At 67.4% G+C, this 23813-nt stretch carries 13 protein-coding genes; all 13 read right to left on the reverse strand.

Features of this window, described 5'->3' with window-relative positions; genetic code table 11:
• Positions 1 to 176: 176 nt before the first annotated feature.
• The gene (locus G448_RS14820; RefSeq protein ID WP_084436247.1) at positions 177 to 1220 is read right to left on the reverse strand and encodes a class C sortase; all 1044 of its coding nucleotides are present in this window, start codon (positions 1218 to 1220) and stop codon (positions 177 to 179) included.
• Between the two features lie 160 nt (positions 1221 to 1380).
• Complete coding sequence (locus tag G448_RS0102450; protein WP_026406687.1) at positions 1381 to 2964, reverse strand: SpaH/EbpB family LPXTG-anchored major pilin; 1584 nt, start codon at positions 2962 to 2964, stop codon at positions 1381 to 1383.
• Between the two features lie 178 nt (positions 2965 to 3142).
• Positions 3143 to 6283 (reverse strand): CshA/CshB family fibrillar adhesin-related protein, encoded by a 3141-nt coding sequence (locus G448_RS14825; protein ID WP_245572160.1) that lies wholly within the window; start codon positions 6281 to 6283, stop codon positions 3143 to 3145.
• 533 nt (positions 6284 to 6816) lie between these two features.
• On the reverse strand, positions 6817 to 8007 hold the full coding sequence (gene tuf / locus G448_RS0102460; protein ID WP_026406688.1) for an elongation factor Tu: 1191 nt from the start codon (positions 8005 to 8007) through the stop codon (positions 6817 to 6819).
• Positions 8008 to 8192: 185 nt separating this feature from the next.
• On the reverse strand, positions 8193 to 10325 hold the full coding sequence (gene fusA / locus G448_RS0102465; protein WP_026406689.1) for an elongation factor G: 2133 nt from the start codon (positions 10323 to 10325) through the stop codon (positions 8193 to 8195).
• An 83-nt stretch (positions 10326 to 10408) separates the two neighbouring features.
• On the reverse strand, positions 10409 to 10879 hold the full coding sequence (gene rpsG, locus G448_RS0102470) for a 30S ribosomal protein S7 (protein ID WP_026406690.1): 471 nt from the start codon (positions 10877 to 10879) through the stop codon (positions 10409 to 10411).
• On the reverse strand, positions 10879 to 11253 hold the full coding sequence (rpsL, locus tag G448_RS0102475) for a 30S ribosomal protein S12 (RefSeq protein WP_008729379.1): 375 nt from the start codon (positions 11251 to 11253) through the stop codon (positions 10879 to 10881). The genes rpsG and rpsL overlap by 1 nt, the downstream gene beginning before the upstream one ends.
• Positions 11254 to 11580: 327 nt before the next feature.
• Positions 11581 to 12681, reverse strand: a complete 1101-nt coding sequence (locus G448_RS18470) for a hypothetical protein (protein ID WP_156910897.1) — start codon at positions 12679 to 12681, stop codon at positions 11581 to 11583.
• Between the two features lie 555 nt (positions 12682 to 13236).
• Positions 13237 to 14340 carry a hypothetical protein gene (locus tag G448_RS16935; RefSeq protein ID WP_026406692.1) on the reverse strand — a complete coding sequence of 368 codons (1104 nt, stop codon included), beginning with the start codon at positions 14338 to 14340 and terminating at the stop codon, positions 13237 to 13239.
• A 268-nt stretch (positions 14341 to 14608) separates the two neighbouring features.
• Positions 14609 to 18568, reverse strand: a complete 3960-nt coding sequence (locus G448_RS0102490; protein ID WP_026406693.1) for a DNA-directed RNA polymerase subunit beta' — start codon at positions 18566 to 18568, stop codon at positions 14609 to 14611.
• A gap of 177 nt (positions 18569 to 18745) precedes the next feature.
• Positions 18746 to 22267 carry a DNA-directed RNA polymerase subunit beta gene (gene rpoB / locus G448_RS0102495; RefSeq protein WP_026406694.1) on the reverse strand — a complete coding sequence of 1174 codons (3522 nt, stop codon included), beginning with the start codon at positions 22265 to 22267 and terminating at the stop codon, positions 18746 to 18748.
• A gap of 457 nt (positions 22268 to 22724) precedes the next feature.
• Positions 22725 to 23114, reverse strand: coding sequence for a 50S ribosomal protein L7/L12 (rplL, locus tag G448_RS0102500; protein ID WP_026406695.1), 390 nt, complete (start codon positions 23112 to 23114; stop codon positions 22725 to 22727).
• 104 nt (positions 23115 to 23218) lie between these two features.
• Entirely contained in the window at positions 23219 to 23740 is a 522-nt protein-coding gene (gene rplJ, locus G448_RS0102505; RefSeq protein ID WP_026406696.1) for a 50S ribosomal protein L10, read from the reverse strand.
• Positions 23741 to 23813 lie beyond the last annotated feature (73 nt).

Consider the following 23813-nt stretch of genomic DNA (forward strand, 5'->3'; position numbering starts at 1 on the left):
AGGAGACTCCGCTGTGAAGAAGAGGTGGCCGGTCTGGACACACGGAAACCCGGCGGCAGCCGGGTCCGTCAAACTGGTTCCCGGGTCGCTCCCGGGGGTGACCGGGCGGAGAACCAGGCCCGTCCGGCGCGATAACGGTAGCAGCGCCCCCCCGGAGCACGGAAGTGGGCGGGCGGCTAGCCGTCTGTGAGACCGCCCACCCGGCCCACGCGCTCGGGCGTGTCGCGCGGCCGTCCGCGGCGTCGCCCGAACGCTCGCGGACTCCCGCCTGCGGATCCGGACCCGGATGCGGAAGCGGCCCTGGAACCGGATCCGGACCTGGACCTGGACCTGGCCGGGTAGCCGGCTCGCCAGACGTAGAGCCCGTCGAGGACGATGCCCGCGGCGAGGGCGACCGCCCACCACGGGAACTTCGGCACGTCGGGGCGCTCGCCCGCAACGGTGTCGTCCGGCGTGGGGATCCGCTCCCCCGTCACCAGGATGCGGTGAGTGTTGACGCCCAGCGGCGTGCAGGTCACGAGGGTCATCAGATCACGATCGGGATCGGCCCGCAGCTCCTCGGTCTGCTCGGGCTCGACGACCTTCGTCTCGACCACGCGGTAGGTCAGCACCTCGCCGAAGACCTCGGCGGTGAAGGTGTCCCCCTCGCCGACCTTGTCAAGATTGGTGAACATGGTGGCGTTGGCCAGTCCGCGATGCCCGGTGATGACCGAGCGCGTGCCGACGCCGCCCACGGGCAGGGAGGTTCCCTCGAGGTGCCCCAGCCCCTCCAGGAGAGTCTGGTCCGACGTGCCGTGGTAGACGGGCAGGTCCAGGTCGATGGACGGAATGCGCAGGCGGGCCATGAGGCCGGCGCCGTTGGCGTTCAGAATGGCGTTGTAGTCCAGGTCGGTGCCGCCGGAGGTCCCCGCTCCGGTGGGGACGTGCGTGTTCGCCTCGAGGAGTGCCCCGACGGACAGGGCGTCGTTGTAGTCGTGGGCCTGGGCGATCTGGGTGGCGGCATCGGGGTCCACGTTGTCCACCCCGGAGGAGTAGTCGGCCACGACCTTGGACTGGTTGTACTGGGACATCCAGCTCGCCGCCGTCGGGTAGGTGAAGGCCAGCATGCCGAGCAGGCCGAGCAGGGCCGGGATGAGGGAGAAGCGCGAGAAGCGCCAACGGCGCTCGTGCTTGGGGGAGGTATGGGCGGATCGTTGACGTCGGGATTTCACAGGGCTCATGGTCGGAGGGTCTCCTGGTGACGAGGACGAGCGTGGCGGGGAGACGTCGAGGTCTCCCCGCCACGCGCTGCCGGTGCAGGGCTCACGCCCCTATCGGCGCCGACCGGCCGTCATGAGCGGTCGCGCATGGGCAGTCGCGGTCGGCGCCGACGGATGGTGCTCAGTCCTGCTCGTGCGCCCTGCGGGAGCGGACCACGAGAGCCGACCCCCCGGCGACGGCGACGAGGATGACGCCGAGTGCCATCAGGAGCAGACGGCCGTTGGCACCGGTGAGAGGAAGCCGGGGCACGTCCTGCTTGGTGTTGGGAACCGTCAGGTCGTAGCTGCCGGCGGCGGTGAGGCCGGCCTTGACCGTGATCGGCTTGTCCGCATTGGCGGGCAGGACGTATCCGGCCGGGGCGGCCGTCTCGACCAGGACGTAGCAGCGCTGGGTGCGGTCCGGGGTGACGGGATCCTCACCGGGCGCCCCCTTCTTCTGATCCACGAAGAGGCCCGCGATGGACACGACGCCGTTGGCGTCAGAGGTGAACTCGGTGGCGCCGTCGACCGAGATCGGGGCACCGTCCTTGACCGCGCCGTCGCACGAGGCGGCGTACGGATCGGCGGCGTTGTAGACCTGGAAGGTCGCGCCCTGGAGGGACTTGCTGTTGTCGGCATCGGTCTTGTTGACCTTGACATCGCCCCAGGAGGTGACGACCTTGTTGGTGGGCGTGCCCGGGTCATCGCCCGGAGGAGTGGCGGGCGGGTTCTCCGGCGGGGTGCCCTGCGGGACGGTGTCCACGTACAGCGTCGCGGTGTTATCGATGTTGCCGCCCTCGGGCACGGAGACGACCTTGGCGGTGAAGACGACCTCGATGGTCGAGTTCGGCTTGGTCTTGAGGAAGGCCAGGCCGTCCTTGTTGAAGCCGACCGAGACGGTCTGACCGGTTGTGACCGTGTAGTAGGAGGCGTCCACGTCCTGGCCGTCGATCTTGACCGAGGAGACGTTGCCGTCCGTGAAGTTGGCGTTCAGCGGGTCGGAGATCACGAAGTGCTTGAAGGAGTCCGTGGAGGCGATGCTCGGAATCGTCGCGGTGACCGGGAAGGTGACCTGACCGTTGGTCCTCAGACCGTTGGAGTTCACGTCCACGCCCTTGGACGGGGCGAGCACGACGGTGTTCTTCGGGTAGACGTTGACGTCGTAGAGCCACTCGCCATTGCCGTTGGCCGCGTTCGTGGTGTTGTTCGGGAAGGGGACCGTCACGACGAAGGGCGCGGCCTTCGTCTTGACGGTGCTCGGGGCGTTCGTCTCGCACACGAGGTAGGCCGCGACCGGCAGGTTGCCGATCGTCGTGTCGCCCTGGGCGTTCGTCGGGGTGCTGGCCGTGCCGCCGTCGAAGGTGTAGGAGCCGAGCGACGGAGTGCTGTAGTCGGCGCCGCAGGCGTCGGCCGGAACCGCGAGGTTCTTGAGCCCGTCCCAGGCCGCCTGGGTGGTGAGGTCCAGGTTGGTGATCTTGTACGCGGTGAAGGTGATGTCCGCGACGCCTGCGCCGCCAGTCGCCGTCTGACCGTCGGGAGTGCCGTCAGCGGTCTGAGAACCGGTCTCGTGCTTGTGAATGACGAGCGACCCGGTCTTGCTCGAATCGATGTTGCCGAGATCGGCGGCCTGGGCGACGGTCGCGCCGCCGAGGCCGACGATGGTCAGAGCGAGAGCTCCGACGACGGCCGCGACCCTGCGCCCGAAGGTGCGAGTAGTCCTACTCATGGATGTGGTTGTCCTTTCATCGTGCACGACACAGTCATGCGGGATGCTGGGGATTGCGGGTTGTGCGGACACACGGTGAGACAAGGGCGCGCCCTGGGGCGAGGCTCCGCTCGGTGTCCGGCCCGCGATCGGGAACCGACCATGCCGCGGCGATTCCCGATCCGCGGGCCGGGTGCCCTTACTGAACGATCTGCGAGCGGCGCCTCCTCACGATTGCGGCGATCACGGCGAGGATGGATAGCACCGCGCCGCCTATCAGGAACATGTCCGCACCGAGCCCACCGGTCAGCGGCAGGACGGGAACGGTCGTCTTAGAGTTCTCGAAGGCCTGGCCGAAGGCGTGGTCCAGGGCGTCCACGGAGATCGTGAACTCGTGCCTGGTGCCATCCAGCTTGTACCCGGCCGGGGCGTCCTTCTCCGTCAGGGCGTAGGCCTGATCGCTCCAGGCCAGCCCGCCGACCTTGAAGGAGCCGGCCGCGGGGTCCTGGTCCTTGTACGCGCCCTCCTCGCAGGGGGCCTGACCGCAGTCGGTCACCACCGTGCCCGCGGGCACGCCCGGACCGGTGAGGGTCCAGGTCGAACCGGACAGCGGCGCGGCGTTGTCCGCATCCGCTTTCCTCCAGGAGACGGATCCCACGAGCCTCTTGTTGACGAAGGAGCCGACGTTCACCGTCTGACCGACCTCATCGCTCCTGACGGTGACCGTGCGCACGGTGGTATCGAGCTCGTACCCGGCGGGGGCGCTCTTCTCCGTCAGGGTGTACTGGCCGGCCGCGACGTTGTTCAGCAGGAACTTGCCCTCGGCGGGATCCTTGTCCTCGCCGGTGCAGTCGGCGGCCGAGTCGGCCGCGCAGTCGGCGACCTCGACGGCGGACCCGGCCGGATCCACAGGCTGCCAGGTCCACACCGAGCCACCCAGGAGCGGGCCGTCATCGGTGTCCGAGACCTTGGTCCACGCCACGGCGGGGAGCCGCTTGTTGATGACGCCGTTGTTGGTCACTCCCTCGACGGGGACCAACGTGCCCTCGAGAGCCGAGCCCCTGATCTGCGTGAAGGCGAACGTGCCGGCGACGGAGGCATAGCCGTCGGGCGCTCGGGACTCCTCGATCGTGTAGGTGCCCCACTTCAGACCGGTGAGACTGAACTCGCCCGGATCGGGGTCCTGATCCTCGTAGGCGCCCGAGCCGCACGTCCCGACGCAGTCGGCGACACGGGTATCGGCGGGGACGTCCGGCCCCGACAGGGTCCATTCCGATCCGGCGACGGGAGTCGTCCCATCGGCGTCGAGCTTCTTCCACGTCAGGGACCCGGGCTTGGTCGTGTTGGTGATGCCGCACGTGACGCGGTCCTGGTTGTTCACCGTCAACGTGGCCCTGCCATCGGTGGACTCGCCGACGGTGGACGAGTAGTTCTCCCCGTTGGTGCCCGGGGTCTCCTGGCACGACCACTGACCGGGCTCGTAGCCCGCGGCCTCCGGATTGTCGGACGTCTCGGACAGGCTCACCTCGCCCTGGGGAATGGACAGGGGATCGCCCGTGGTGCCCTGACCGGAACGGGTGACGTCACCGGCCCGCCCCTCGACGGTCCACTGGTCCGCCGACAGGCCGGGGACCTCGTCGGAGGCGTAGGAGTTGTCCACGCTCTTGTTGAGCTGGAGGGTGGGGACGCGGATGGAGACCTTGTAGTCCTCGACCTCGCCCGTGGCGGTGATGCCCGTGGGCTTCTGATCGTTGCCGTCGTTGTCCTTGGTCATGCGCACGCGCATATAGCTGTCCGACTTGGAGCCGGGCTCGTTGTCGACGCTGCGCACGGTGTTGTTGACGTCCTGGGGGACCTTCCACGTGAGTGTCGCCCTGTTACTGGTGCAGGGCACCTCGTCGCTCTTCTCGGTGTCGTCGAAGACGCCGTTGTTGTTCCAGTCGATCCACCCGGCGAGCTTTCCGGCGCCCTCGCAGGTGAGGTCCTCCGTATGGGTCGCGCCCGGCGATGTTCGTATGCCGCCGTCCCACTTGGTGGTGTCGATGGCGTCCTCGTCGTCGAAGAGGGCGTTGTCGTCGTCTCCGCGGGCGTCGGCGCTGAACATCTGGCGGCCCTCGGCATCGATGCGCTCCCCCAGACGAGGAGCGCTCTGATCCAGGTACATGGTGGCCTGGGGCTGGACCCCGAAGACATCGGTGGTCGAGGAGATCTCGCCGCCCTCCCACTTGGGCTGGAAGAGGGAGCCCGAGTGGCCGTAGGACTCGGGGGCGTCGCCGAAGTCGGTGGCGACGATGAGGCCCAGCGCCACGGCCGAGTAGCCGGAGCCCTGTATGGTCACCGTGGCCTTGGTGGCGCCCTCCATGAACATGACGGCGTCGGGTCCGCCCAGCCCATTGGGGCGGCTGTAGCTTCCCCCGCTCTGGTAGACGCACTCCTCATCGCTGGGCATGAGGCGCAGAGTGTGCCCGGCGTCGGACACCTCGGCATCGGTGGTCACCTGCTTGCCGGTGTTCTTGGAGATGCACTGCTCGGAGCGCATGGTGTCCAGGACGCGCCAGGTCACGTTCTGATCCGTGCTGGCCTGGATCCACTCATCGGTCCACTCGTTGGTCGCCCAGGACTTGATCCCGTAGCGCCTCGACGACGCCTCCGCATCGGCGAAGACGAGTCCCGCGACCGGAACAGGAGTGACGCTCCCATCCGGCGCATGAAGCTCGGCCGTGCAGGAGTAGTCGACGCTCACGCGGGAGGCGTACCCGGTCGGCTCGGTGCTGGATCCCGGTGTCCCCCACTTCTGCCCGTCCCAGGTGCCGTTGCCGTTGTAGGCGTAGCCGTTGGCCAGGCCGATGGCCATCTGATTCTTGTTGACGTAGTCATTGGGATAGGTCAGGCCGCTGTGCCAGACCTCGCTGCCGTCGCTCCACTGACCGGCGCCGCCGACGTTGTAGAGGTTATCGAGGGCGTCGCCCGCCCACGCTCCGGGGATGGTGGCGACCAGCGGACCCTTGGACTGCTGATCGGTCAGATCGGGGGAATGACCGAGGTGCTTCAGATCGGACAGGGTGCAGGTCGTCATGAGCTTTCCGGCGTCGCCCAGATCCCGCTCATTGACGAAGTCCTTGGTCTCACCGTAGTCGAGGACGGGAACATTCGGCTTCGCCTGATCCTTGAACTGGGTCTCGTAATCACCCCACTGGAGCCATTGAATGGTATCGACATAACGACCCGATCCCCCGGTCGCGAAAACGGCGGGAAGAGCCCCGCCGGCTCCGGGGGCCGCGGAGGCGACGGTGGGGATGGCGCTCGAGCCAAGCGCAAGAGCGGCGGCGGCACTGCACATGGCGACGAGACTCACGACACGGCGGCATAGTCTCGCCGGGTGGGAACGTATCACTCGAGAACTCCAATGCAATCTCAAGGCGTGGGTCTACCTAACGACTGACTTACTACGGGAATGCATGAATCATATGCCCGACCTCAAGCGCGCATCACTCAGATCGATCGCAATACGGCATCGATACGATGACGCGAGGCTCTCGTAGATCGAATGAGCCGACCCGCGTGATATCGCTTGAACGGCCTGGACATTAAAAATGCGTCCGGAAGCAAGGGAAACATGCTCCTCCCCCGCGGGGAGCGAAGGAGAGCACGTCCTAGGTATGCGCCAAGACTATGCGACGACTTGCTGCTCCCGGTCTCGGTGCGATCTCGTTAGAACTGCGATTCGGCAACAGCAAGCAAAAGGAATTCAGATGATTCGGAAACGGGCGAGCGCCTCATGAAAAAACCCTCCCCGCCGACCGGTGAGGTCGGCGGGGAGGGAACTCCGCATGGGCCCCGCCGTGAGAACGGCGGGCGCTCGGGATCAGGTCATCACTTGACGATCTTGGTGACGCGGCCGGAGCCGACGGTGCGGCCACCCTCGCGGATGGCGAAGCCGAGACCCTCCTCCATGGCGATCGGCTGGATGAGCTGGACGCTCATCTCGGTGGTGTCACCGGGCATGACCATCTCGGTGCCCTCGGGGAGGGTGATGACGCCGGTGACGTCCGTGGTCCGGAAGTAGAACTGCGGACGGTAGTTCGAGTAGAAGGGGTTGTGACGACCGCCCTCGTCCTTGGTCAGGATGTAGACGTGACCCTCGAACTCGGTGTGCGGGGTGATGGAGCCGGGCTTGGCGACGACCTGGCCGCGCTCGACATCCTCACGACGAGTGCCGCGCAGGAGCAGACCGCAGTTCTCACCGGCCCAGGCCTCATCCATGGCCTTGTGGAACATCTCGATGCCGGTGACCGTGGTCTTCTGGGCCTCGCGGATACCGAGGATCTCGACCTCGGAGTTGATCGGGAGCTTGCCGCGCTCGACACGACCGGTGACGACGGTTCCGCGGCCGGTGATCGTGAAGACGTCCTCGATCGGCATGAGGAACGGCTTGTCCATGTCACGCTGCGGGGTCGGGATGTACTCGTCAACCGCGTCCATGAGCTCCTTGATCTTCGGAGTCCACTCGGCGTCGCCCTCGAGGGCCTTGAAGGCGGAGACACGGATCACGGGAGCCTCGTCGCCGTCGTACTCCTGGGAGGACAGCAACTCGCGGACCTCCATCTCGACGAGCTCGAGAAGCTCCTCGTCCTCGACCATGTCGCACTTGTTGAGGGCGACCAGAAGGGCCGGGACACCGACCTGGCGGGCGAGCAGGACGTGCTCGCGGGTCTGGGCCATGGGGCCGTCGGTGGCGGCGACGACGAGGATGGCGCCGTCCATCTGGGCCGCGCCGGTGATCATGTTCTTGATGTAGTCGGCGTGGCCGGGAGCGTCGACGTGGGCGTAGTGACGCTTCTCGGTCTCGTACTCGACGTGCGCGATGTTGATCGTGATGCCGCGCTGGCGCTCCTCGGGAGCCTTGTCGATCTCGTCGAAGGGGGTGAAGGGGTTCAGGTCCGGGTACTCGTCGTGCAGGACCTTGGAGATCGCGGCGGTCAGCGTCGTCTTGCCGTGGTCGACGTGACCGATCGTTCCGATGTTGACGTGCGGCTTGGTCCGCTCGAACTTGGCCTTGGCCACTGGTGTCCTCCTGGGACTCGGGTAGGTCTCTTCGTCGTGATCCGACTAAGCATATGCTAGCCGCGGCGATGGAGAGAGTCTCTACTGGTGGGTTGTTGGAAATCTTACTGGAATGAGTCGTCCCGGGCGCAGCGCCGAGGACGTCCCGGGGCCGAGCGCGAATCGCCCGGCCCCGGAAGGCGCGATCACTCGCCCTTGGCCTTGGCGATGATCTCGTCCGCGACGTTCTTGGGAACCTCGGCATAGGAGTCGAAGCTCATCGAGTACACGGCGCGCCCCTGCGTCTTCGAACGCAGGTCGCCGACGTAGCCGAACATCTCCGACAGCGGCACGGCGGCCTTGACGACCTTGACGCCGACGGCGTCCTCCATGGACTGGATCATGCCCCGACGGGAGTTGAGGTCACCGATGACATCGCCCATGTACTCCTCGGGCGTGCGGACCTCGACGGCCATGATGGGCTCGAGAAGGGCCGGGGACGCCTTCTTCGCACCCTCCTTGAACGCCATGGAGCCGGCGATCTTGAAGGCCATCTCGGAGGAGTCGACCTCGTGGTACCCGCCGTCCACGAGGGTCGCCTTGACATCCACGACCGGGTAGCCGGCGAGAACGCCGGTGAGCATGGCGTCCTGGACGCCCGCGTCGACGCTGGGGATGTACTCACGGGGCACGCGGCCACCGGTGACGGCGTTCGCGAACTCGTAGTGAGCGACCTCGCCGTTCTCATCCGCCTCGGGCACGAGGGGCTCGAAGGACATCTGCACCTTGGCGAACTGGCCGGAACCGCCCGTCTGCTTCTTGTGGGTGTACTCGACCTTGTCGACCTTCCTGCGAATGGTCTCGCGGTAGGCGACCATCGGATTGCCGACATTCGCCTCGACCTTGAACTCGCGGCGCATGCGGTCCACGAAGACGTCCAGGTGGAGCTCGCCCATACCGCCGATGACGGTCTGGCCGGTCTCCTCGTCGAGCCTGACGGTGAAGGTCGGGTCCTCCTCGGAGAGCTTCTGGATGGCGATGCCCAGCTTCTCCTGGTCGCTCTTGGTCTTGGGCTCGATGGCCACGTGGATCACCGGGTCCGGGAACGTCATGGACTCCAGGATGATCGGCGCGTTCTGGGCGCACAGGGTGTCGCCGGTGGTGACGTCCTTGAGGCCGATGAACGCGTAGATGTGACCGGCGTGAGCCTGCTCGACCGGGTTCTCCTTGTTGGAGTGCATCTGGAAGAGCTTGCCGATGCGCTCCTTCTTGCCCTTGGTGGCGTTGGAGACCACATCGCCCTGGGAGACCTTGCCGGAGTAGACGCGCACGTAGACGAGCTTGCCGTAGAACGGGTGGGTGGCCACCTTGAAGGCCAGCGCCGAGAAGGGCTCGTTCTCGTCGGCGGCCCGGGTGAGCGTCTCCTCCTCATCGCCGGGCTTGTGCCCCTCGACGTCCGGGACGTCCAGCGGGGAGGGGAGGTAGTCCAGAACGGCGTCGAGCATGGGCTGGACGCCCTTGTTCTTGAAGGCCGAACCGGCCATGACCGGAAAGGCCTCGCCGGCGATGGTGAGCCTGCGGATTCCCGACTTGATCTCGGCGACGGTGAGCTCCTCGCCCTCCAGATACTTCTCCATGAGCTCGTCGTCGGCCTCGGCGACCGCCTCGAGGAGCTCGCCGCGCAGGGCCTCGGCCTTGGCGACCAGCTCGGACGGGATCTCCTCGTACTCGACAATGGCTCCGCGGGTATCCTTGCCGGCCGCATCCTTCTCGGGGAAGCGAACAGCGCGCATCTCCAGGATATCGACCAGACCGGAGAACTCGCTCTCGGCACCGATCGGGAAGTTCAGCACGATGGGCTTGGCATGAAGACGATCACGGATCGTCTGGACGGAGAACTCGAAGTCGGCTCCCAGCTTATCCATCTTGTTGATGAAGCAGATGCGCGGAACGCTGTACTTGTCGGCCTGGCGCCACACGGTCTCGGACTGGGGCTCAACACCCTCCTTGCCGTCGAAGACCGCGACGGCGCCGTCGAGCACGCGCAGGGAGCGCTCGACCTCGACCGTGAAGTCCACGTGGCCGGGAGTGTCGATGATATTGATCTGGTTGTCTTCCCAGAAGCAAGTGGTGGCCGCGGAGGTGATGGTGATACCGCGCTCCTGCTCCTGCTCCATCCAGTCCATGGTCGAGGCGCCGTCGTGCGTCTCGCCGATCTTGTAATTGATGCCCGTGTAGAACAGGATGCGCTCCGTCACGGTCGTCTTTCCGGCATCGATATGGGCCATGATGCCGATGTTTCTGACCTTGGTGAGGTCGGTCAGCACGTCGAGTGCCACTAGTGAAGTCCTTCGTTCGTGAGGTGGGGAGAATGTCGTCGATCGGGACGGGTTGGAAGCGGGTCCCGATCGACGCGCGGCTGTTACCAGCGGTAGTGGGCGAAGGCCCTGTTGGACTCGGCCATACGGTGCATGTCCTCGCGGCGCTTCACAGCGGCGCCCAGGCCGTTGGAGGCGTCCAGGATCTCGTTCATGAGTCGCTCGGTCATGGTGTTCTCACGGCGCTGGCGGGAGAAGTCGACGAGCCAGCGCAGCGCGAGGGTGGTGGCGCGATTGGGACGGACCTCGACCGGAACCTGGTAGGTCGCGCCGCCGACGCGGCGCGAGCGGACCTCCAGCGCGGGACGGATGTTGTCCAGGGCGCGCTTGAGGACGGAGACCGGGTCCTGGTCCGTCTTGGTGCGCACACCCTCCAGGGCGCCGTAGACGATGCGCTCGGCCGTGGACTTCTTGCCATCCAGAAGAACGCGATTGACGAGCTGGGTGACGACCGGCGAGCCGTAGACGGGGTCGACGGCGAGCGGGCGCCGGGGGGCGGGACCCTTACGAGGCATTACTTCTTCTCCTTCTTGGCGCCGTACTTCGAGCGTGCCTGCTGGCGGCCCTTGACGCCCTGGGTGTCGAGGGAGCCGCGCACGATGTGGTAGCGGACGCCGGGAAGGTCCTTCACACGACCGCCGCGCACGAGCACGATGGAGTGCTCCTGGAGGTTGTGACCCTCGCCGGGGATGTAGGCCGTGACCTCGATGCCGGTCGACAGGCGCACACGGGCGACCTTGCGAAGGGCGGAGTTCGGCTTCTTGGGGGTGGTGGTGTACACACGGGTGCACACCCCACGGCGCTGCGGGCTGGACTTCAGCGCAGGTGTTTTCGACGACGAGCGCTTGGTCGAGCGGCCCTTGCGGACCAGCTGCTGAATCGTAGGCACTACTCGATCTCCATAATGAAGTGCATCTGGACAGTTCTGCTGCCCGCGCACCGGCCCCGCCCCCGCCGGGCGCGCTCGCCCCACGGAGTCTGGCCGGCCCGCCGCCGTCGGTGATCGACATACCGCGTCCGGAGCCCCGTGGAGGGGCCCGTCGGTTCCCGCCGCGGCAGACCCGCGTGGCATCGTCGTCGGGACCTGCCCGCCTAGGTGCTGGGAACGGAATGGAGGAGGGTGACCCGTGTGCGGGCACCGCAGGCCAGGATACGTGGTCGACAATGCCGACCACCATCCTGGGAGTACTGCGGTTTCGTGGTTCTCACCACTGAATCAGTAGGAGTTCATCGCCCGCTGGACCGTCACCGTGGGCTCCTCCTGACCCTCGGTCCACTCGATGTCTCCGGAGAACGTGAACGAGCTCCTCTCCGGCCTGGGAGTGACGGCACCGGTGCTGGAGGTTCCCGTCGTCGTCACGACGATCTTGCTGCTCGTGAACCCCGTTGGCGGGGAGTCGATGGTGACGTCCGTGGCCTCCGTGGACACCTCCATCTTCGACAAATGGGTCGACTGCACGGCGGGGGGGCACTCGGAGTCCGTATTGGTCGGCACCGTCGTGCAGTCCGTCGTCTCCTGCTTGACCTTGTTCAGGACGAGATCCCTGAGGTCCTGGGTGGGCTCGCCCTCCACCGTCACCGTCTGGTCGGACGAGCTGTCCGACGACCGGTCGGACGAGCTGTCCGACGACCGGTCGGACGAGTTCCCCGACGACCGGTTGGATGAGCTGTCCGACGGCTCGACTCGGAGCGACGTCTTGTCCGGGCTCAGATACTTCGACCGGGACGAGCCCGCGGCGATGTCGTAGAGGCCGGGGTAGACGTACTGCTCCGTCTCGTAGTGCGCTTCCTTCGTGTCGATCGTGCCGACGGAATCGATCTTGTCGAGCGACACATCCTGGCCCCCGATGGTCAATGAGTCGAAGGAGGTCGATGATAGTTTCACCTTATCGACCAGGGAGTCCTCGATCGTCCAGTTGTCGAGCAGCCCGTAGTCCCTATCCTCCCTCCTCAAGGAGAATGTGTGCTCGAGCTTCTCCCCGTCGAGGCGGAAGGTCGCTGTGATGCGGACGCTGTCGTCACCGCGGTCCACGTCCGCGTCCTCGACGTTGATCGACGTAATGCGGGAGGTCGCCGCGCTCAGGGCCTCGTCGGTCAGGAGCACTCCCTTGCTACTGGCGACCCCCGGGTCCACCATCTCGTTGGCGGCCTGCGCATGCCCGTCGGCGATGAGGCCGAGGTAGGTCGCGACCTCCTTCTCCGGGGTCCGACGAGAGTTCAGAACGTTGACGGCGACCACCGCGGCGACGACCAGGACCAGGACCAGGACCAACGCGCCGACACCGACCTTGAGCTGCCGTCGAGCCCTGGGACTCATCGACGCCGACGGCGCGGGCACACCCGCCGCCGGACCCACCGGGAAAGCACCCGTCGCCGCCGAAGCCGCCGACGGCGCGGGCACACCCGCCGCCGGACCCACCGGGAAAGCACCCGTCGCCGCCGAAGCCGCCGACGGCGCGGGCACACCCGCCACCGAAGCCGCATTGACAGGTCCGGGAGGCGGCGGCACCGGATCCGGCCCCGGGGTCACCGCAGGATCACCGACCGACGACTCCTCGGGCTCATCGGAATTCGGCGTTGTTGACGTCGTATCGCTCATACTGCGACCTTCCTGGGGACGGGGACGATGAGCGCATTGTGATCCAATGCCCATCGGATGATCAAATACGCCCGTATCCCGAGCACGGCCCGGCTGCGCGCCCGAACGGCGATGCGCACCATCGCCTACGCGCTCGGGGGTCCGATCCCACGCACGAGGTCACGCACGGGCTTCGCAGAGGCGCAGCCCCTCGGGGGGCGTCGGCGGGGCGTGTATGACGACACCTCCCCACGGCGCTCCAGGGGTCTCCAGGACCAGGAATCCTGGAAGTCTCTAGGAGTCGCCGTCGCCGCTCCCGCCGTTATCACCGTAGCCGCTGCCGCCACTGCCGTCGCCGGAACTGTCGCCATCGTAGCCGCTGCCGCCGCGATCGCTATTCCCGCTGTTGCCATCGTAGCCGCTGCCACCGCGATCGCTGTTCCCGCTGTCGCCGCCGTTGCCGCCGCCCCGGTTGCCGCCGTTAGCGCCGTTGCCGCTGCTATCGTCACTGCCGCCGCCTCCGAGAATGCGCAACAGCTCATCGCCCCAGGAGACGTCGATGCCGGTGCCCTTGACCTGATTGATCAAGTCCTGGACCTGCGAGACGTTGACCTTCCCCGCCATCCCCTGCGCGTCGGCCAGGGTCTGATCCTTCAACTGGGTACCACCGTAGTAGGCCGCACCGACGGTGGAGGCCAGGGGCAGGAACAGCGAGCCGAGAAGCAGCATGATCGCCGCCGTCTTGGGCCGAGCCCGGGCGCAGGCGATCAGAGCCGCGATGAAGGCGAAGAGAGCCAGCAGAGCCCCGACTCCGGCGGCCGTCGCCGCGGTCCCATTGATGAGGCCGGCGCCGCTGAGAATGATGTCGAAGACGCGAATGGACGTCAGCAGCGTGTAGACGCCCCAGCCCAGGAGGAGCACCGAGGCGATGAGCAGCACCGTCCCGATCGGCGTGGCGGCCGTGCGCCGCCTGAGCGACCGGTTCGGCGGAAGTGTCGCGGGCTGAGGCTGCGCAGCCGGTTGCGGCTCGGGCTGAGGCTGCGCAGCGGGCTGTGGCATCGGCGCGTTCCACTGCGCGGGCGCCGCAGGAGCCCGAACCGTCGGTTCCGGGGCGTAGGCGGGGACAGCGGTCGTGGGCCGGCCGTCCGCCCACTCGTCCGAGCGCGTCGGCATCACGGAGGTGGCGGGCTGATCATCCGCCCAGCCGGCCGAGCCCGCGGGCATTACAGACGTCGCGGCGGGCTGCTCATCCGCCCATCCGGCCGGGAGGGCCTCGGTCGCTGCCGACTCCGGCGGCATCGCCCCGGCGGAGTCATTGGCGCGTCCCAGGATGCTGGTGCGCTCCGCACGGCGGGGCGGGTCGTAGGAGGGAGGTTCTGACGGTGTGGAGACGGACAAGGTGAGCACTCCTGTAACGGGTGGGCTGCTGTCGGCATGAGGCTACGCCCTCTGCTCCTCGATGTCTGCCTCCTCGCTCTCCCCTCGCCCTCACCCACGCGATCGGAATGCCGGACTGCCCGTCGGATGCCCCGGGGAGGCGGATCCGCCAGTGGAAGCACGTGCGGGGGGGCCGGCCGCCCCATGGGGCGGCCGGCCCCCCCGCAGAGCCGACGACTCGAAGCCGCTCAGGACTCCCCGAGAGCCCCCGGGACGGGCGGACGGATCATCAGAACTGATAGTCCTCGCTCGAGGAGAAGCCGGTGCGGAAATCATCGGAGAAGTCGGCGCTGAAGCCGCCACCGAAGGAGAAGTCGTCCAGCGCGACGGCCTCGCCGACGCCCAGCATCTCCTCGGTCAGACCGGTGCGGGAGAAGACCTCGGCCTTGACCTCCTCGGTGGGTTCGACCTCGATGTCCGAGTAGCGGTTCAGGCCCGTGCCGGCCGGGATGAGCTTACCGAGGATGACGTTCTCCTTGAGGCCCAGCAGCGGGTCGGACTTGCCGTTCATGGCGGCCTCCGTGAGGACGCGGGTGGTCTCCTGGAAGGAGGCGGCGGAGAGCCAGGAGTCCGTGGCCAGCGAGGCCTTGGTGATCCCCATGAGCTCGGTGCGCCCGGAGGCGGGCTTACCGCCCTCGGCCACGACGCGACGATTCTCGGCGCGGAAGTGCATGACATCGACCAGGTCCCCCTGGAGCAGGTTGGTGTCCCCGGCCTCCAGCACGGTCACGCGGCGCAGCATCTGACGCACGATGACCTCGATGTGCTTGGAGTGGATGTCCACGCCCTGGGAGCGGTAGACCTCCTGGACCTCATCCACCAGATGGCGCTGAGTGGCCCCGACGGAGCGCAGGCGCAGAACCTTCTTGGGGTCGACCGGGCCCTCGGTGAGGGCGTCGCCCGGCTCCATGTGGTCGCCGTCGGCCACCAGCAGACGCTGGCGGCGCGAGATCGGGACGACCAGGTCCTCCTCCCCGTCATCGCGAGTGATGATCAGGCGCTTGCCATCGGCGTCGTCCTCGATCGCGACGGTGCCGGCGGCCTCGGCCACCGCCGCCTCGCCCTTGGGCGTGCGGGCCTCGAAGAGCTCCTGGACGCGGGGCAGACCCTGGGTGATGTCGGCGGCGCCGGCCGCACCACCGGTGTGGAAGGTGCGCATGGTCAGCTGCGTGCCGGGCTCGCCGATGGACTGGGCGGCGATGATGCCGACGGCCTCTCCGATATCGACCCGCTTGCCGGTGGCCAGCGAACGGCCGTAGCAGGCGGAGCAGGTGCCGACGGCGGAGTCGCAGGTCAGCACCGAGCGGCACACGACCTCCTCGATACCGGCATCGATGGCCTTGGCGATGACGGCGTCACTGAGATCGGTGCCCGCCTTGATGACGACATTGCCCTCGGCATCGGCGGCGTCGCGAGCCAGCGTCGTGCCGTAGACGGTGGTCTCCAGGATGTCGGAGACCTCCCTGACGAGCTCGCCGTTGACCTCCTTCCGGGTCATCAGGCGCTTGGTCAGGCCCTTGCGGGTTCCGCAGTCCTCCTCGCGGACGATGACGTCCTGGGAGACATCGACCAGACGACGCGTGAGGTAGCCGGAGTCCGCGGTGCGCAACGCCGTGTCCGCCAGCCCCTTGCGGGCGCCGTGCGTCGCGATGAAGTACTCCAGGACGGACAGGCCCTCACGGTAGTTGGACTTGATCGGGCGCTCGATGAGGCGCTGCCTGGGGTCGGCCACCAGGCCGCGCATACCGGCGAGCTGCCGGATCTGGTCCCAGTTGCCGCGACCGCCGGAGGCCACCATCTGGAAGACGGTGTTGCGCTCCGGGAAGTTCTCGCGCATCGCCTCGGCGACCTCGGCGGTCGCCTGGGTCCAGATACTGATGAGGGACTTGTAACGGTCCTCCTCGGTGAGGGCGCCGAAGCTGTGCTGCTCCTCGATCTCGGCGGCCTCGGCCTCGTAGCGCGCGAGGATCTCGGGCTTCGAGGGCGGGGACACGACGTCGTCGAAGGCGACGGTGATACCCGACCAGGTCGACCAGTGGAAGCCGTTGGCCTTGAGGGCGTCCAACGAGGCCGCCACCTCCACGCGGGAGTAGTTCTCCGCCAGGACGTTGATGATGTTGCCCAGCCTCTTCTTGTCCACCGTGTAGTTCACGTAGGGGAAGGACTCGGGCAGCGCCGTGTTGAACAGGGCCCGTCCGAGCGAGGTGCGCAGGGTGATCGGCTCGTCCTCGCTCCGGTCCTCGGGGGCCCGCCACTCGCTGGGGGGCGTGATGCCCTCCTCGAAGCGGATGTCGCAGGCGGCGTTGACGTCGAGCTTGCCGAAGTCGTAGGCCATGACCGCCTCGGCGAAGGAGGAGAAGGACGGGACGATCGGCTCGCCGGAGTCGTCGGCCTCGACGGGGACGTCCGGATCCGGCTCCTGGGTGAGGTAGTAGGTGCCGATGATCATGTCCTGGCTGGGCATGGTCACGGGGCGCCCGTCGGAGGGCTTGAGGATGTTGTTGCTCGAGAGCATGAGAATACGGGCCTCGGCCTGCGCCTCGGCGCCCAGCGGCAGGTGGACGGCCATCTGGTCGCCGTCGAAGTCGGCGTTGAAGGCGCCGCACACCAGCGGGTGCAGCTGGATGGCCTTGCCCTCGATGAGCTGGGGCTCGAAGGCCTGGATGCCCAGGCGGTGCAGGGTGGGAGCTCGGTTGAGCAGCACGGGGTGCTCGCGGATGACCTCGGCCAGGACGTCCCAGACCTTGGGGTTGGCGCGCTCGACCATGCGCTTGGCGGCCTTGACGTTCTGGGCCTCCTTGAGCTCGACGAGCCGCTTCATGACGAAGGGCTTGAACAGCTCCAGGGCCATCTGGCTGGGCAGGCCGCACTGGTGCAGCTTGAGCTGGGGTCCGACGACGATGACGCTACGGCCGGAGTAGTCCACGCGCTTGCCCAGGAGGTTCTGGCGGAAGCGGCCCTGCTTGCCCTTGAGCATGTCGGACAGGGACTTCAGCGGGCGGTTGCCCACGCCGGTGACCGGGCGGCCGCGGCGGCCGTTGTCGAACAGGGCGTCGACGGCGTCCTGGAGCATGCGCTTCTCGTTGTTGACGATGATCGTCGGGGCGCCCAGGTCCATGAGCCGCTTGAGGCGGTTGTTGCGATTGATGACCCGGCGGTAGAGGTCGTTGAGGTCGGAGGTGGCGAAGCGACCGCCGTCGAGCTGGACCATGGGGCGCAGGTCCGGCGGGATGACCGGGATGTTGTCCAGGACCATCGACTCCGGGGCGGTGTCGGTCAGGCGGAAGGCGTTGATGACCTTCAACCGCTTGATGGCGCGGGTCTTGCGCTGGCCGGTGCCGCTTGCCACGATCTCGGCCAGCGAGGCGGCCTCGGCATCCAGGTCGAAGGTGCGCAGGCGCGCCTGAATGGCCTCGGCGCCCATGGCGCCCTTGAAGTAGATGCCGTAGTCGGCGACCATGTCGCGGTACAGCACCTCATCACCCTCCAGGTCGCCGACCTTGAGGGACACGAAGCGGTCCCAGACCTTGTCCATGTGCTCAAGGGTCCGGGCGTTCTTGCGACGCAGGGCCGTCATCTCGCGCTCGGCCGTCTTGCGGGCCTTGTCGCGCTGAGACTGCTCCGCCCCCTCGGCCTCGAGCTGGGCGAGATCGGCCTCGAGACGCTGCTGACGCGCCTCGACGTCCGCCAGCCCGGCCTCCTCGATGTGCTTCTTCTTGACCTCCAGCTCGTTGCGCAGAGAGGGCAGGTCGTCGTGACGGCCCTCCTCATCGACCTCGGTGACCATGTAGGCGGCGAAGTAGATGACCTTCTCCAGGTCCTTGGGCGCGAGGTTGAGCAGGTAGCCCAGGCGCGAGGGAACGCCTTTGAAGTACCAGATGTGGGTGACGGGCGCGGCCAGCTTGATGTGGGCCATGCGCTCGCGGCGCACCTTGGAGCGGGTGACCTCGACACCGCAGCGCTCGCAGATGATGCCCTTGTAGCGCACGCGCTTGTACTTGCCGCAGGCGCACTCCCAGTCGCGGGTGGGTCCGAAGATCTTCTCGCAGAAGAGCCCATCCTTCTCCGGCTTGAGGGTGCGGTAGTTGATGGTCTCGGGCTTCTTGACCTCGCCGTGCGACCAGGACTTGATGTCCTCCGCGGTGGCCAGGCCGAGCTGGATCCTGTCGAACACGTTGGCGTCGAGCACAGTTCCTACTTCCGATGGTGAATCTCATCAGGTGGTGGTCCGGGGGCGTTCCGTCGTCGTTGTTCCACGACTCCGACGGCGCCTGCGAGCCTGGTGGGAGGGCGGGCGACGGACCTGCCGCCCGCCCTCGACCGGGGCTCGATGAAGTTGTCACGAAGTCGTCACCGGGGTGACCACTCAGATCTCGTCGACCGTGGACACGGTGGATCCGCCCGGACGACGGCCCAGGTCGAAGCCGAGCTCCTCGGAGGCGCGACGGGAGTCGTCGTCGGTGTCGTCCAGGCCGATGACACCGCCCTCGGCATCGAGGGCCTCGACGTTCAGGCACAGCGACTGCATCTCCTTCATGAGCACCTTGAAGGACTCGGGGATGCCGGGCTCGGGGATGTCCTCGCCCTTGACGATGGCCTCGTAGACCTTGACGCGGCCGTTGACGTCGTCGGACTTGACCGTGAGCAGCTCCTGGAGGGCATGGGCGGCGCCATAGGCCTCCATGGCCCACACCTCCATCTCGCCGAAGCGCTGTCCGCCGAACTGGGCCTTACCGCCCAGCGGCTGCTGGGTGATCATGGAGTACGGGCCGGTGGAGCGGGCGTGGATCTTGTCGTCCACGAGGTGGTGGAGCTTGAGGATGTACATGTAGCCCACCGAGACCGGGTACGGGAAGGGCTCGCCGGAGCGGCCGTCGAACAGGCGCGCCTTGCCATTGGGCTGAACCAGCTGGACGCCGTCGGGGCTGGGCAGAGTCGAGTCCAGCAGGCCCATGAGCTCGTCGTCGCGCACGCCGTCGAAGACGGGGGTGGCCACCGGCGTGCGCGGCTCGGCGGTCACGCCGTCCTCGGGCAGGCGGGCGGCCCACTCCTCGCCGGACTCGTGGGCCGTGGAGGCGTCCCAGCCGCGGGAGGCCACCCATCCCAGGTGCAGCTCGAGGACCTGGCCGACGTTCATGCGGCTGGGCACGCCCAGCGGGTTGAGGATGACGTCGACCGGGGTGCCGTCGGCCAGGAAGGGCATGTCCTCGACCGGGTTGATCTTGGAGATGACGCCCTTGTTGCCATGACGGCCGGAGAGCTTGTCGCCCACCGTGATCTTACGGCGCTGGGCGATGTAGACGCGCACCATGCGATTGACGCCGGCCGGCATCTCGGCGTCCTCGGTGGAGGCGTCGAACTCGCGCACACCGGTGACGATGCCGTACTCGCCGTGCGGCACGCGCAGGGAGGTATCGCGGACCTCGCGCGCCTTCTCGCCGAAGATGGCGCGCAGGAGGCGCTCCTCGCTGGTCAGCTCGGTCTCTCCCTTGGGGGTCACCTTGCCGACCAGGATGTCGCCGCTGCGGACCTCGGCGCCGATGCGGATGATGCCGCGCTCGTCGAGGTTGGCCAGCGTCTCCTCGCTGACATTGGGGATGTCGCGGGTGATCTCCTCGGCGCCGAGCTTGGTGTCGCGGGCGTCGACCTCGTGCTCCTCGATATGGATCGAGGTGAGCAGGTCGTCGGACACGACGCGCTGGGACACGATGATGGCGTCCTCGTAGTTGAGACCCTCCCAGGTCATGAAGGCGACCAGGAGGTTCTGGCCCAGGGCCAGGTCGCCGTCGGCCGTGGCGGGGCCGTCGGCCAGGACGGAGCCGACCTCGACCCGCTCCCCCTCGGTGGCCACGACGCGCTGGTTGTAGCAGTTGCCCTGATTGGAGCGGCGGAACTTCGCGACCTTGTAGACCTTCTCCGTGCCGTCGTCGCCCGCCACGCGCACGAAGTCCGCGCAGACCTCGGTGACGACACCGGCCTTGTCGGCCACGAGCACGTCGCCGGCGTCCACCGCCGTGCGCCGCTCCATCCCGGTGCCCACGAGCGGGGCGTCGGGACGGATGAGCGGCACGGCCTGACGCTGCATGTTGGCGCCCATGAGGGCGCGGTTGGCGTCGTCGTGCTCGAGGAAGGGGATGAGCGAGGTGCCCACCGACACCATCTGGCGCGGGGAGACGTCCATGAGGTCGACCTGGTCGGCCGCCACGAGCGCCGGCTCGCCGCCGGTGACCCGGCACAGGACATGGTCCTCGGCGAAGTGGCCGTCGGGGGTCAGCTCGACATTGGCCTGGGCGATGACGTGGCGGTCCTCGTCGTCGGCCGTCAGGTAGTGGGTCTCATCGGTGACCCGGCCATCGACGACGACGCGATAGGGCGTCTCGATGAAGCCGAAGGGGTTGATGCGGGCGAAGGTCGCCAGCGAGCCGATGAGACCGATGTTCGGGCCCTCGGGGGACTCGATGGGGCACATGCGGCCGTAGTGGGAGGTGTGGACGTCGCGGACCTCCATGGAGGCGCGCTCACGGGACAGGCCCCCGGGGCCCAGCGCGGACAGACGGCGCTTGTGGGTCAGACCCGCCAGCGGGTTGTTCTGGTCCATGAACTGGCTGAGCTGCGAGGTCCCGAAGAACTCCTTGATCGCGGCCGTCACGGGCCGGATGTTGATCAGGGTGTTGGGCGTGATGGCCTCGACGTCCTGGGTGGTCATGCGCTCGCGGACCTGGCGCTCCATGCGGCTCATGCCGGTGCGCACCTGGGACTGGATGAGCTCGCCCACGGCGCGGATACGGCGGTTGCCGAGGTGGTCGATGTCGTCGAACTCGACGACGATGTCGACGATCTCGCCGTCGCGCACGCCCTCGATGGTCTCGGCACCGGCGTGCAGGGCCAGGAGGTACTTGATGGCCGCGGTGATGTCCTCGATACGCAGGACGGAGTCGGTCAGGTCCCCGGCCAGACCGAGCTTCTTGTTGATCTTGTAGCGGCCGACCTTGGCCAGGTCGTAGCGCTTGGCATTGAAGTAGAAGTTCTCCAGCAGGGTGCGACCCGCCTCGACGCTCGGCGGCTCGCCCGGACGGATCTTCTTGTAGATGTCCAGGAGGGCGTCGTCCTGGGTGGTGACCTTGCGGTCCTCGTCCAGGGCGGAGGTCAGCGCCGGGTAGTCCTTGAACTCCTGTCGGATCTCGGCCTCGTCCATGCCCAGGGCGAGCAGGAAGACGGTGATGTCCTGCTTGCGCTTGCGGTCCACGCGCACGGCCACGTGGTCGTTCTTGTCGATCTCGAACTCGAGCCAGGCGCCGCGCGAGGGGATGAACTTGACGTTGTAGACGTACTTGTCGCTGGCCTTCTCGGTGGTGCGCTCGAAGTAGACGCCCGGCGAGCGCACGAGCTGGGAGACGACGACGCGCTCGGATCCGTTGACGATGAAGGTGCCCTTGTCCGTCATGAGCGGGAAGTCGCCCATGAAGACCGTCTGCGACTTGATCTCACCGGTCGAGAAGTTCTCGAAGTCGGCGACGACGTACAGGGGGGCGGAGTAGGTGAGGTCCTTCTCCTGGCACTCCTCCGCGGTGTACTTGGGCTCCTCGAAGCGATGGTCGTGGAAGGACAGGGCCATGGTCTCCCCGAAGTCCTCGATCGGGGAGATCTCGTCGAAGATCTCCTCCAGACCGGAGGTCTCGGGCAGAGATCCCGGACGCTCGGCGTTGGCGGCGTCCACGCGAGCGCGCCACTTCTCGTTGCCGACGAGCCAGTCGAAGCTCTCGGTCTGGAGGGCGAGCAGGTTGGGAGCCTGCATGGGCTCGGCGATCTTCGCAAAATTGATACGACGCGACGCGGTACGTGCGGCGATGTCAGCGGCGGTGGGTGCAGAGGTGCGCGAGGCAGCCAAAGGGGATCCTTCCCTCATCTCGGGGATCACACTGCGTCCGCAGCAGTACGTGCGATACCGTCTTCCCGGCGAGGCCCCAGCGATTGGCGCCGAAGCCCTGACGGTGCGACCGAAGCCAGTACACACAATGGACGCAAAGCGCTAGCGTACACGTCCGATACACCACGGGCTACGCCCGAAGGAGCATCGGGTCTTGCGATTCGCACCACAGTCACGCATACTGCCCCGTCCCGCCCACCCGGATCCCGCCCCGGAGCCTCACGGCACCAGCGCCCCCTCGAGCACGGCGCCCCGCAGTCCGGCTCCCCGCAGCTCCGGCACCGCGAACCGGGCCCCGTTCACGTGATGCGAACGGGGCCCGGTCGGTGTCGAGAGCCTCGGTCTCAGTCGGTCCTCGAAGGAGCCGGAAGCGGATGGCCCGCCCCGAAGCCGAGTGGCCGAGGGGACGGGGAGGGGGTCACTTGAGGGTGACGGTGGCGCCCGCGCCCTCGAGCTGGGCCTTCGCCTTCTCAGCGGCCTCCTTGTTGGCGCCCTCGAGAACGGCCTTGGGGGCGCCGTCGACGAGCTCCTTGGCCTCCTTCAGACCGAGGGAGGTCAGGGTGCGCACCTCCTTGATGACCTGAATCTTCTTGTCGCCGGCGGCCTCGAGAACGACGTCGAACTCGTCCTTCTCCTCCTCGGCGGCGGCCTCGCCGGCCGCGCCCGGAGCGGCTGCGACGACGGCGGCGGCCGGAGCGGCTGCGGTGACGTCGAAGGTCTCCTCGAAGGCCTTGACGAACTCGGACAGCTCGAGAAGGGTGAGGTCCTTGAACTGCTCAATGAGCTCTTCGGTGGTCAGCTTCGCCATGGTGGGCGTTCCTTCCTGCAAAACGGGTCCTGCACTGTCGCATGGCAGCTCTTGTCAGCACAGTCAGCACAGGGTGTGTGTGATGGTGATTGACGCGCGCGGCCTCAGGCCGCGGTCTCCTGCTTCTCGCGCAGGGCGTCGACAGTGCGGACCGCCTTGGAGGCGGGCGCGGCGAAGAGGTACGCGGCCTTGGACAGCGACGCCTTCATGGCGCCCGCGGCCTTGGCGAGCAGCACCTCGCGGGACTCGAGCGAAGCAAGTCTGTCGACCTCGGCGGCGTCCATGACGTTGCCGTCCATGACGCCGCCCTTGACGACGAGGTTCTTGTTCTCCCTGGCGAAGTCACGCAGCGCCTTGGCGGCCTCGACCGGCTCGCCGGTGACGAAGGTCAGGGCCGTGGGGCCCGTGAAGTCGCCCGCGAGCGCCTCGAGCCCGACCCGTCGGGCGGCGATCGCGGCCAGCGTGTTCTTCACCACGGCGTACTCGGCGTTATCGGCGAGAGAGCGACGCAGCGCCCTGAGATCGGCGACGCTCAACCCGCGGTACTCGGTCAGCAGGACAGCGCCGCAGGAGCGGAACTTGTCCGCCAGGTCGGCAACAGCCGCTTCCTTGTCAGGCCGTGCCATGGGCCCTCCTTCCGTGGTCTGCCGCAGGCGCCCGGCGCCCTTCATCGAAAAGCCCCGCGCCGGTGGGCACGGG

It is taken from the genome of Actinomyces gerencseriae DSM 6844, assembly GCF_000429265.1.
GTDB classification, from domain to species: Bacteria; Actinomycetota; Actinomycetes; order Actinomycetales; family Actinomycetaceae; genus Actinomyces; species Actinomyces gerencseriae.

Bases quoted from the DNA above. Each gene is read 5' to 3' on its own strand.
- G448_RS14820 (WP_084436247.1), bottom strand. From the start codon at position 1,220: ATGAGCCCTGTGAAATCCCGACGTCAACGATCCGCCCATACCTCCCCC.
- G448_RS0102450 (WP_026406687.1), bottom strand. From the start codon at position 2,964: ATGAGTAGGACTACTCGCACCTTCGGGCGCAGGGTCGCGGCCGTCGTC.
- G448_RS14825 (WP_245572160.1), bottom strand. From the start codon at position 6,283: ATGTGCAGTGCCGCCGCCGCTCTTGCGCTTGGCTCGAGCGCCATCCCC.
- rpsG (WP_026406690.1), bottom strand. From the start codon at position 10,879: ATGCCTCGTAAGGGTCCCGCCCCCCGGCGCCCGCTCGCCGTCGACCCC.
- G448_RS18470 (WP_156910897.1), bottom strand. From the start codon at position 12,681: ATGAGTCCCAGGGCTCGACGGCAGCTCAAGGTCGGTGTCGGCGCGTTG.
- rplL (WP_026406695.1), bottom strand. From the start codon at position 23,114: ATGGCGAAGCTGACCACCGAAGAGCTCATTGAGCAGTTCAAGGACCTC.
- rplJ (WP_026406696.1), bottom strand. From the start codon at position 23,740: ATGGCACGGCCTGACAAGGAAGCGGCTGTTGCCGACCTGGCGGACAAG.